The organism is uncultured Kiloniella sp., assembly GCF_937128705.1.
In the GTDB taxonomy this organism is placed as follows: domain Bacteria; phylum Pseudomonadota; class Alphaproteobacteria; order Kiloniellales; family Kiloniellaceae; genus Kiloniella.
Genome location: NZ_CAKZMP010000353.1, coordinates 1 through 10252, shown reverse-complemented (window position 1 = coordinate 10252; position 10252 = coordinate 1). Strand labels below are relative to the sequence as shown.

Here is a 10252-nt window from a genome sequence, read left to right as displayed (position 1 = left end):
TTTTAAATAGATGTAAGGGCTATTGCGTTTCGGCATTACCTTCGTTATTGGCAATCCAGTCCTTAGCTGCTTTTTCAGCTTGTTCTATTTCTTCGGGGGTCATTTCTTTGGCAATGTCATTTCGCATCTGTTTGGCAAAGAGCTGTAGTTTCTTTGCGCCTTCAATTTTTCGCAAGGTAATCACATTTAACCATTTGTGGGCTTTGACCAATTCATTGGTGATCAGGAAATAGATACGTCCGACTTGAACTTGGGAAAGCAAGTGCCCCTGATCCGCTGCTTTTTCGTACCAGCTTGCCGCCGTTTTAACATTCTGCTCTGTGCCCAGACCTTTGCTATACATTTGTCCTAAAGCGTACTGAGCTTCTTGGTTTCCCTCTTCCGCAAGGGGGAGGTACAGGCTAAACGCCGTATTGTAATCGCGTTGTTTAACCGCTGTTTCTGCGTCTTCCAAGTTATCTGCAAACACAGGAAATACCAATGTTAGCACCATCACTAGCGATAATATAAAACGTGCAAATAAGCGGCCCAAGTCGGCTCTCCCAGTAGTTCTTTTATGTCGTTTCCTAATTTGATTAGGCGTTTGTAAGGGGATCTTGCCTTTATCTTTGGTTGAGATCAAATACTCTTTTCCCACGCCTTCTTGAGACGCAGCACGATACTCTTTGAGCCTACTCCTTGGATGTGACTTGAAGATAAGGGGGAGAGAAGAAGAGATAAATTGTTGTTATGCAGGGTAAAGGTTTGCCGAAAACGGTATGGTGTAAACGAATTGGTGCATGTTTTGTTTGACATAATTAATGTAAAACGATAATTAATCTTCATATTAGATGAATATGGAATGTGATTATGATGATATTTTTAACAAAGTTATTAGCACCTTTGTCCCGCGTGCTGGCGATACTATTTCTAGCAATAAATATCGCGCTGTGGATGAGCCCGGATCTTGTCGAGTTTCCTGCGCGTGCTTATTCGGGCATGGTCGAGACTGAATTCAATGTTGCCATGAGCAATCGGTTGTTCGGCGGCCTTATTTCGACAATTCATCTGGGGATATTGGCTGTAGGTTTGTTGGCCGTGGCGCGGATCTTTAAACAAATTAACAAGGGGGAATGGCATCTACCTTCTTTCAGCCAATCGCTTAGGCGGTTTGGATTGTCACTGGTGGTCTTCACCCTTCTTATCCCCGTGGTTCAGGCGTTGATGAGCATTGCGTTAACTTACAATAATCCCGTGGGGCAGCGGATGATTACATTAGATCTGGATGCTGCGACGGCCCCAATCGCTTTTGTTCTGTTGTTGGTTGGTGTTCTTTTATCGCTTATGGCCTCGGTTATGATGCGTGCAGGCGAAATTGCCGAAGAATATGAAAAGATTGTGTAAGAAGATGGATAATGAACACAAAAGTACGGATGGCTCGCAAATAGAAACCCAAAAAGAAATAATCGTGACCTTGGATGTGATGCTGGCGAGGCGAAAGATGCGGTCAAATGAACTGGCCGCAGCCGTTGGCATCACAGTACAAAATCTATCGCTTTTAAAGTCTGGGAAGGTCAAAGGGATACGATTTAATACCTTGCAAAAAATCTGTGAGGTTCTCGACTGTAAGCCCGGTGACATTCTGGACTATGGGTAATGGTATATCCTTGTACACTAAATTAGAAGCAACAGTTCATGGTATGTTTATGTGTTAATTTTCTCGCATAAGTGGCTGTTTTCTGTTATGGTACGTATTCATTTACGCCTCATCGTTTAGTGTAAAGGTCAAATCTGTTACGAGGCCTGTTTTTAGAATATTACGGGACTGTTGTAAGAATTGAAGGCGGTATACATGTGTTTGGGGTATTGCCGATTACAGAATTCAGTATTAAGGCTTTGGGATAAAGTATTTCTGAAATTTTTCCTTTGCCTATTTCTGGTTATAGGGTTTTCAGCAGGGTTACTGGGGCTTTCTTCCTCGGCACTCTGGGCGCAAACATCAATTTCCCCTAAAAGCAAAAAAGTTGTTCATATCAGTGTCGGGTTTTCGGTGCCGCCCTATGTTATTGCAAGTGAAAACCGTGGGGCCGAGCTAGATATCGTTCGAGAAGCCATGGCCTTGGAGGGATACAATATTATTCCGTTCTATGTCTCGAACAAACGCCGAAATGCTGAATTTCTTGACGGGGTGACTGACGGGGCCATAACCGTTTCTTCGCAGGAAGAATTGGATGGGTTTTATTCCAAGAGCTATATCACTTATCAAAACGTTGCGATATCTTTGGCCGCTAATAATCTGAGGGTTAACCGCCTTACGGATCTGAAAGGAATGCGGGTTGTCGCTTTTCAAACTGCTTCAAAGGTTCTGGGGCAAGAGTTTGCACCGCTGATCACGACGTTTGAGTTCTATCAGGAAGTTGCCAAACAACGGGAACAGATTACCCGACTGTATGCCGGGGATGTTGATTTGGTTATCGGAGATAAAAATATTTTGGCATGGTTTGTTAAAAACGCCCGCTTTCGTGAGGGGCTTGATACGTCACAGTCGATAGCCATTCATCAGGTATTTTTACCGGGGCACAAATATGCTGTTTTCAGGAAACACGAACTGACGCTGGCTTTTGATCGAGGGATTGAGATCCTGAAAGAAAGTGGCCGATACGATGAAATTCTTTCGGAGTATGGCTTTAATAGTTTTAAAAATGATGATCCGAGCTAGTACTTTAAGAGCGAGTTCTTAACTTATTTATATCCTAGCTTAACTATATATTTTTAGTATTAACAAGTTATATCAGCATTTTACATATTGCATAGTTGTCTTTGATCTCCTGTTTTATCTCCCTTGCGTCTATGGCATTTTGTCTATTCTTCCTTTTGTTGGTCTCGCCCCTTTTGTCACAGGCTTGAAAGGGCCGTGACAGAAGCTTTGTGCTTTATTATAACAGCAGGTGAATCCGATCTTTTACTAATAAAATGATGACTGTTTGAACATGATCAAAATCTTTGGCCATTTGGCACCTGACACAGATGCGACATGCTCGGCCCTGATCTGGGCTTGGTATCTTAAAGAAATCAAGGGGCAGGCGGCGCAAGCCTTTGTTCTGGAAACGCCGAATACAGAGGCACAGTTCGTTGTTAAGCGCTGGGGCTTTGATGTGCCGGCCCTATTGGGTGATCTGGATGCAGGTCAGGACGTGGTTATCGTCGATACCAACAACCCGGCTGAACTCCCGGCCAATGTCAATGATGCCAATATTATTGAAATTATTGACCATCACCTGTTGGTTGGCGGCATTAAAACAAAACAACCGATCAATATTACCATTAAACCCTTGGCATCTACCGCAACGATTATGATCGGTATGATGGGTGAAGATATTACAAAAGCGCCAGAGGGCATTAAGGGGTTGATGCTGTCATGTATTCTGTCTGATACATTGGAATTCAGAAGCCCGACAACCACAGATGTGGATCGGAAGCTTGCGGCTGACCTTGCGAGTGATCTCGGGCTGGACATCCCGACCTATGCTGGGGAAATGTTCGCGGCAAAGTCGGATGTTTCACATTTTTCGGATGCTGAACTACTTCGCCTTGATAGTAAAAAGTATGAAATTGGCGATACCAAATTCCGCGTTTCTGTGTTGGAAACCACGAGCCCTGAAACGATTTTTGCCCGTAAAGACAGTCTTATGTCTTCTATGGGGGCGGTTGCCACCGAAGATGAGATTGATCAGGTTCTTCTTTTTGTCGTGAATATTCTAAAAGAAGAAGCGACTTTGTTGATCGCGAATGACTTGGTGAAACAGGTTGCTGAAAAATCTTTTGGCGTGAATGTTTCAGGCGACAGTGTTGTGTTGCCGGGCATTGTATCGCGTAAAAAACAGATTATACCAAATCTGACGATCTAAACGCTCAATCCGTTTGTTGAACAAGAAAGGGGTGCTGGTTAGGCACCCTTTTTTGTGGGTATGCTAAAGCAAATGGCCTTATGGCTTGAGGTCAGAGCGTTACTTTGGGGCGCAGGACCGTGTTGGCGACCAAAAGGCCCGCAGCAATAGCCAGGGCAACAACGAACATTTGAATGAATTGGTCAATGCCCTGATCAGTTTGTCCGGCTGCTGCAACAACCAAGCCTCTAAAACCGATTGAACCACTGACCAAAACAGTGATCGAGGGGATGAGTACGATAGAGGTTGGTCGCCCGGTTGTTCTGGCCCAAAGATTGGCAAAAAGCCCTGCGGCAAGTGCCCCGAAAAGAGTACCAAGGTTCGCGGATAACAAAGTGCTGCTGAGGTTGACCGCGCCAAAGGACAGGGCGCAGCTAATCACAACCCAGATAAAATCCCTGAGAAGGGTTTGATAAGCAAAACACAATCCCAGAAAGAGCACGGCAATATATAGCCATATTTCAGTCCCCGTGGAATGAGAACCACTGGCCCCGTTTTCCGAAGACCAAAGCAACCCAATGGTGGCAATACCAAGCCATGCACCTGTGAACTGTTTAATTAGATAAACCAGCCCACCCATCAGCCGAGCTGAACCCGCAACAACGTGATTTTCGACAATTTCAATGATGCCGGCCGAGACCATAAAGCCGGGAATAAGGATAACAATCGCAGAAAGGGTGACGACTGTGTGGTTGAGTTCGGGTAAAAACAGCTTGATGGCGGCGGCACTAACCCCGGCGAAGTAGGCGGAAACAAAAGGTAAGGCGTCGGCAAAACGTCCCCCGGTTTTGTCGGCAACCACGACGATGATATAAACTGCTAGACTGAGGAGACCGGAAAAAGCGACATCCCATAGATTGCCCTGAACAAGTCCGGCAAAGCCAAACCCGACGAGAACAAAGCTTAGGGCATAGGTCGTAACACCCCAAGGATTGGACATGTTTTCGATTTCGTCCAACCTGTCATAGGCTTCTGATAGGTTATATTCTCCGGATACCAGTTTTTCGACCAGATCGCCAACGTAGGCGAGTTTGGCCATATTATATCCACCCACTGGCACGGGAGCGATATGTGTTCTTTGCCAAAGTTGACCGGGTTTAGAAAAGGCAAAGGTTATTTCCGAAGGCGTAGATCGGAAGACCCCCTGATACCCCAAAGTTTCTGTAACGCCGTTGAGGTAAGCTTCAAGACGCGCCGCAGAGGGACCATAACTATGAACCGCTGTGCCCAGCTTGATGATAAAACGACAGGCATCATTATAGGCGGGATCATCATCCCGGCGTCTGGTCATCGTATTGTCTTGGTATGGTTTGGGAACAGAAGGTATTTCTATGGTCACGGTTTTCGTTTGCCTGTTCGATCATTATTCACACAGGATAACAGATTTTATCAGTTCTGTGATGCGCTAAACATTTTTGGTTATTTTGTTAAAGCCCGCCAATCCAACATAGCCGCACAACAGAGACAAGCAAAGCCCAGTAGCTCTATGGCCAAGTAGTAATCAAAATGCATTACATAATTTATAAGGCCACAGCCAAGACCACCCATTACCAATGGCAAGACGTGTTTATGACGATAAAGGTTAGCAAGTAAACCAAGAATAGCTAATAAAGAAGCAAAAGTAATGGCGCCAGCCCAAAGGGTTTCGTTGACCGTGATGTCAAAACCCATTTGCCCTAAAAGATTAATGAGCATCAAGGTGCCGTAACAAAGAATAATGGAGCAGGTCGTCGCTGTTGAAGCAATAAGGTTTATTCGGGGACGTTTATGCCCTGTATATGCCGGGGTATATGCCGGAGGTTGAGAGAGTGTCTGTTGCGCAACATCATTAATTGATTTGCTCGTTAAAGCAGTATGTTGGTCGCTGCTGTTATCAGGGCTCACGATAACCTATCCCCCGGGTTGATCTGATCTGAGTATCAAAAAGTATGTATAGGCAAATAGCCCTGGAAATCGTTATGATTTCAAGAGCTTGTCAAAAACTGTTCTTGGTGGTGCTTTTATTATGTGCCTTTGAAAACAAGTTTTTAGTTGCGTTATGTTTCGCAGTAGTTTTCTGGCTTCTTATATTGTGGCGGGGATATTACAGTTAGAATAAGAGAAAAGTAAATCCCATTATTCAACTATGACCTTAAAATATTTTGGAAAATTAGAACGTTTGATTTTAAGTCAATGATAAATAATGAGTTTATGGTGATTATGAAAGTTTCATAAGCATTATTTTATGATCTTTGTTCGCGCTAATTGGGAGGGGGCCGGTGTCGGCTAGGGTTGGGGCCTATGGGATTAATATGATTATAACGTTACGATGGGAATTAATGAGAAAGTTAACATCATTGTGAAATAAGCTTTCTGCAGATCGCAACAAGAGGAGTATTGTTAGGAAAACGACGGTTTTCTTTCAACTGGATGGGTGAAAACACAATGCGATTAACAGCGATATGTGTCTGGGTAAGCCTCTGCCTAATGTTAAGCAGTCATATAGCCCAAAGTGGCGATGGCCCGATAGAACGTTATGTGAGATATGAATTTCAAGGGCAGGCACACTACGGAGTGTTAACTGGACAGATGATCACACGGTTAGAGAAAGGGCTCTTTCCTTTGTCTGGACTGTCGAATGATACGGTGGCCTTAAAAGATGTTTTGTTATTGCCGCCGTCAGAACCTGAAAAGGTTTTTGCTGTGGGAATGAATTTTGCCAGCCATATGTCTTCTTCTACTGATGCGCCGCCACCACTGTTTTTGAAATTGCCGTCTTCTCTTATCGGTCATGGTCAGGACGTGTTTGTGCCTGATGATGCTAGGAATGTTCATTTTGAAGGGGAGCTGGTTGTCGTTATCGGTAAAGAAGCTAAAAATATTTCAGAAGGAAAAGCCAAAGAGTATATCTTTGGGATTACTGCTGGAAATGATCTGACTGAAAGATCGTGGCAAGGTCGTGATCTTCAGTGGATGCGATCAAAGGCAAGTGACGGTTTTGGTCCGGTAGGCCCTGTTCTTGTTACGGGGCTTGATTGGAATAATCTTTTGCTGACAACCAGATTGAACGGTGAAATCGTTCAACAGGAAAAAACAGCCAATATGATCCACAAACCTGCAAAAGTCGTTAGTTATCTCAGCAATTATTTCACCCTTAAGCCCGGTGATCTGATTTTTATGGGCACACCGGGAAGAACATCTGCCGTTGTTTCTGGTGATGAAATCTCTGTTGAAATCGAAGGGGTGGGGTTATTGCGTAACAAGATCAAGTGGCCTTGATTTGCTTTAAGGTAATGGATAAGAAAGAAATTCACATGGATAACATTGTTGTTTTTGGTGGTTCAGGGGCTATTGGCGCAGCTTTGATCCAACAACTTTCAAAAGAAAATCCATCAGCACAGCTACATGTATTTTCGAGGCGTGTGCCTGACTATTCTTTACCTCAAATGACATACTATTCATTGAATTTTTCGAACGAAGCGCAGCTTGAAGAGCACGCTCGCATGATTAAACAGCCTATTGATCTTCTTATTGTTGCGACGGGCACACTTCATGACAAGGATCGTAAGCCGGAAAAATCCTTACGTGAGCTGACTTCTGAAAAACTGATGGAACTTTATATCGTGAATACGATAGGGCCTGCGATGATTGCCAAACATTTCTTGCCAAAATTAAATCAAAAGTCACGGTCAGTTTTTGCTGCGATATCTGCACGTGTTGGGTCCATCGAAGATAATCGTTTAGGGGGCTGGTATGCCTATCGAATGTCAAAATCAGCCCTGAATATGTTTCTTAAAACGGCGAGTATTGAGCTGAAGCGAACACACAAGAATGCGGTGGTTATTGGTCTGCATCCGGGAACGGTTGATAGTGAGCTTTCAAAGCCCTTTCAATCAAATGTCCCAAAGGGCAAGTTATTTACGCCGGACTATTCCGCAAAAAAACTACTGTCAGTTATTAAAGGCGTAACATCGTCAGATAGTGGTCAAATCTTTGCGTGGGATGGGCAGGTTATTCCCTATTGAGTTTATAAGCCTCCTTTAATCACCTTCAAAAATGCCGGTGGGGTGACCGTCAATGCTTTTGACGTTTTTGCGCCCCCAATACTTTTCCACTCCCTCTGGTCCCATTTCTTCGTAAAAGGGGAGTAGTTCTTTTTCTGCACGGCTTTTGACAAAAGACATTTCCGGGACACCAGTTCCGCATGATGTCTGCACAAGATCAATGGTCATGTCAAAAATCTGGCGACTGCCGGCAACCTTGGGGAAAAGAGCAAGTACTTCGTCCCATTGGTCGTCGCGGGGGTGAATTATCTTGGCCTGACCATAGACGCGTAAAATCAATGCATCGCCTTCGAAGGCACAAAACATCAGGGTCATGCGATTGATATCACGCAGATGCGCCGCTGTTTCGTTGCCGCTGCCGCTGACATTAAGCCAGATAATGCGATTTGAATTTATAATTCGAAGACTATCCAGGCCCTTGGGGGAGACATTAACGCGACTGTCTTTCCCCGCGGTTGCGACAAAGAAAAGAGGTTGTTGCAGGATGAACTCTTTATGCTTTTTTGAAAGGGTGTGCATTTTAGCCATATCATATCCCATAAACGAGCTTGCGTTGAACAGCTTGGAACATATAGTGAACGTAGTAAGTGGCTTTAGCAACTTAAATGTAAGTACTTGGGTGTAACTATAATTAATACACCTAAAATGACGTGTGGTAATACTTGCGATGTTGTGGTGGATATTATGCAGTGCTTATATAGGGGGCCTGGTTCCCACATGAGGGATTGTTTCGGGTATAGTCGAGTTTAATTTATAATTAATGTTCAGGTTTTAAATAATGTCGTCTGAAAATATCTCTATTTTGTGGTTTCGTCAGGACCTTAGGCTGGAAGATAATCCTGCTTTGTGTGCGGCGGTCAAATCAGGGCGATTTTATCCCGTTTATATTTTAGACGATGACAGTGCCGGGGACTGGGCAATGGGGGCCGCCAGTCGTGTCTGGTTGAATAGCTCATTACAAAAACTGGACCAGTCGCTCGATGGCAAGCTCTCTCTTTACCATGGGAAAGCAGAAGAGGTGTTGCCAGAACTGGTGAAGCGGTTCGGAGCAAACAGCGTTTATTGGAACAGGTGTTATGAACCCTGGCGCATAAAGCGCGATATGAGCATTAAAGAAACTCTAACGGATATTAGTGTCGAGGTTAAAAGCTTTAATGGGTCTCTTTTGTGGGAGCCTTGGGAAGTCTTAAAGAAAGACGGGTCGCCCTATAAAGTTTTTACGCCCTATTTTCGAGCCTGTCGTGCGGGAACATTGCCCGCTAAACCTGTTCCTGTTCCCGAAGGAATAGACGCCATAAAGGATGATGGATCGTTAAATTTGGCAGAGTTGCCTTTGCTACCCAAACAGAAAAGCTGGGTAGAACAGATGTGCTCTTATTGGTCTATGGGGGAAAAGGCTGCACACCTTGCGTTGGATGAATTTATCTCGAACGGCTTGAGTAGATATAAAAAGGGGCGGGACTTTCCATCAGAAAGAAGTGTTTCCAGATTGTCGCCCCATTTGCACTTTGGGGAGGTTTCGCCAAATTATGTTCTGAACGTGATTTTGGAACAAAGCGCTGGGGAAAATAGGGATCATTTTTATTCCGAGCTCGCTTGGCGTGAGTTCTCTTACTACTTGCTGTATCATTTTCCAAAGCTTCCGGATCAGAATTTTCAGCCTAAGTTTGATGGCTTTGAATGGTTTGGATCTGATACTGATCTGAAGGCCTGGCAACGGGGAATGACCGGGGTTCCCATTGTCGATGCTGGCATGCGTGAGTTATGGCAAACTGGTTACATGCACAATCGGGTAAGAATGATTGTCGCGTCCTTTTTGACCAAGAACCTAGGCGTTCACTGGCGCGAAGGGGCAAGGTGGTTTTGGGATACCTTGGTTGATGCCGATCTCGCCAGCAATAGTGCCAGTTGGCAATGGGTGGCGGGGTCAGGTGCAGATGCTGCCCCTTATTTTCGAATTTTTAATCCGGTCACACAAAGTAAACGGTTTGATGGGGATGCGGATTATATATGTACGTATATTCCCGAACTTGCCAAGCTGCCAGTACGTTATATTTTCGCCCCTTGGGAAGCCCCCGAAGAAGCACTTGATGCCGTCGGGTTTAAGCTGGGTCGGGATTATCCGAACGTTATTACCAGTCTTAAATCATCAAGGGAAAAAGCACTGCTAACATACAAGGAGTTGAGTAAGGGAATTTGACTGGGAATTAGGCAAGGGGTTGGGGGTGATTTTGTCGATAAATGAAAATGTTGTGCACTTCTTCATCCTTTTTAAAGCCCTAG

Annotated in this window: 11 protein-coding genes; 7 read left to right on the top strand and 4 right to left on the bottom strand. The window is 44.5% G+C overall.

All coding sequences use genetic code 11. The features are described 5' to 3' along the window. Positions 1-19: 19 nt before the first annotated feature. Positions 20-532 (bottom strand): tetratricopeptide repeat protein, encoded by a 513-nt coding sequence (locus tag Q0241_RS17945; RefSeq protein ID WP_299380248.1) that lies wholly within the window; start codon positions 530-532, stop codon positions 20-22. 317 nt (positions 533-849) lie between these two features. On the opposite strand from Q0241_RS17945, the gene Q0241_RS17940 reads away from it, so the two are divergent. The 4 genes from Q0241_RS17940 (at position 850) to Q0241_RS17925 (ending at position 3887) form a co-directional block, all read left to right on the top strand. After that, positions 850-1383 (top strand): hypothetical protein, encoded by a 534-nt coding sequence (locus Q0241_RS17940; protein ID WP_299380245.1) that lies wholly within the window; start codon positions 850-852, stop codon positions 1381-1383. 4 nt (positions 1384-1387) lie between these two features. Further along, a complete protein-coding gene (locus Q0241_RS17935; RefSeq protein ID WP_299380243.1) occupies positions 1388-1636 on the top strand; it encodes a helix-turn-helix transcriptional regulator in 249 nt (82 codons plus the stop codon). A 195-nt stretch (positions 1637-1831) separates the two neighbouring features. Continuing rightward, the gene (locus tag Q0241_RS17930) at positions 1832-2698 is read left to right on the top strand and encodes a transporter substrate-binding domain-containing protein (protein ID WP_299380240.1); all 867 of its coding nucleotides are present in this window, start codon (positions 1832-1834) and stop codon (positions 2696-2698) included. A 271-nt stretch (positions 2699-2969) separates the two neighbouring features. Further along, on the top strand, positions 2970-3887 hold the full coding sequence (locus Q0241_RS17925) for a manganese-dependent inorganic pyrophosphatase (protein WP_299380237.1): 918 nt from the start codon (positions 2970-2972) through the stop codon (positions 3885-3887). 91 nt (positions 3888-3978) lie between these two features. Here Q0241_RS17925 and Q0241_RS17920 read toward each other — a convergent pair whose 3' ends face one another. Next, positions 3979-5265 carry a threonine/serine exporter family protein gene (locus tag Q0241_RS17920; protein ID WP_299380234.1) on the bottom strand — a complete coding sequence of 429 codons (1287 nt, stop codon included), beginning with the start codon at positions 5263-5265 and terminating at the stop codon, positions 3979-3981. 80 nt (positions 5266-5345) lie between these two features. Next, entirely contained in the window at positions 5346-5810 is a 465-nt protein-coding gene (locus tag Q0241_RS17915; RefSeq protein WP_299380231.1) for a MerC family mercury resistance protein, read from the bottom strand. Positions 5811-6392: 582 nt separating this feature from the next. Here Q0241_RS17915 and Q0241_RS17910 point away from each other — a divergent pair. Then, positions 6393-7184 (top strand): fumarylacetoacetate hydrolase family protein, encoded by a 792-nt coding sequence (locus Q0241_RS17910; RefSeq protein ID WP_299380226.1) that lies wholly within the window; start codon positions 6393-6395, stop codon positions 7182-7184. A 35-nt stretch (positions 7185-7219) separates the two neighbouring features. Continuing rightward, positions 7220-7930, top strand: coding sequence for an SDR family NAD(P)-dependent oxidoreductase (locus Q0241_RS17905; RefSeq protein ID WP_299380223.1), 711 nt, complete (start codon positions 7220-7222; stop codon positions 7928-7930). Positions 7931-7945: 15 nt separating this feature from the next. Here Q0241_RS17905 and Q0241_RS17900 read toward each other — a convergent pair whose 3' ends face one another. Beyond that, positions 7946-8497: a pyridoxamine 5'-phosphate oxidase family protein gene (locus Q0241_RS17900; protein WP_299380220.1), complete on the bottom strand. Its 552-nt coding sequence runs from the start codon at positions 8495-8497 to the stop codon at positions 7946-7948. Positions 8498-8747: 250 nt separating this feature from the next. Here Q0241_RS17900 and Q0241_RS17895 point away from each other — a divergent pair, with 250 nt between their 5' ends. Further along, on the top strand, positions 8748-10169 hold the full coding sequence (locus Q0241_RS17895; RefSeq protein WP_299380217.1) for a deoxyribodipyrimidine photo-lyase: 1422 nt from the start codon (positions 8748-8750) through the stop codon (positions 10167-10169). Positions 10170-10252 lie beyond the last annotated feature (83 nt).

Bases quoted from the DNA above. Each gene is read 5' to 3' on its own strand.
- Q0241_RS17910 (WP_299380226.1), top strand. From the start codon at position 6,393: ATGTTAAGCAGTCATATAGCCCAAAGTGGCGATGGCCCGATAGAACGT.
- Q0241_RS17940 (WP_299380245.1), top strand. From the start codon at position 850: ATGATGATATTTTTAACAAAGTTATTAGCACCTTTGTCCCGCGTGCTG.
- Q0241_RS17895 (WP_299380217.1), top strand. From the start codon at position 8,748: ATGTCGTCTGAAAATATCTCTATTTTGTGGTTTCGTCAGGACCTTAGG.
- Q0241_RS17935 (WP_299380243.1), top strand. From the start codon at position 1,388: ATGGATAATGAACACAAAAGTACGGATGGCTCGCAAATAGAAACCCAA.
- Q0241_RS17930 (WP_299380240.1), top strand. From the start codon at position 1,832: ATGTGTTTGGGGTATTGCCGATTACAGAATTCAGTATTAAGGCTTTGG.
- Q0241_RS17900 (WP_299380220.1), bottom strand. From the start codon at position 8,497: ATGGCTAAAATGCACACCCTTTCAAAAAAGCATAAAGAGTTCATCCTG.
- Q0241_RS17905 (WP_299380223.1), top strand. From the start codon at position 7,220: ATGGATAACATTGTTGTTTTTGGTGGTTCAGGGGCTATTGGCGCAGCT.
- Q0241_RS17925 (WP_299380237.1), top strand. From the start codon at position 2,970: ATGATCAAAATCTTTGGCCATTTGGCACCTGACACAGATGCGACATGC.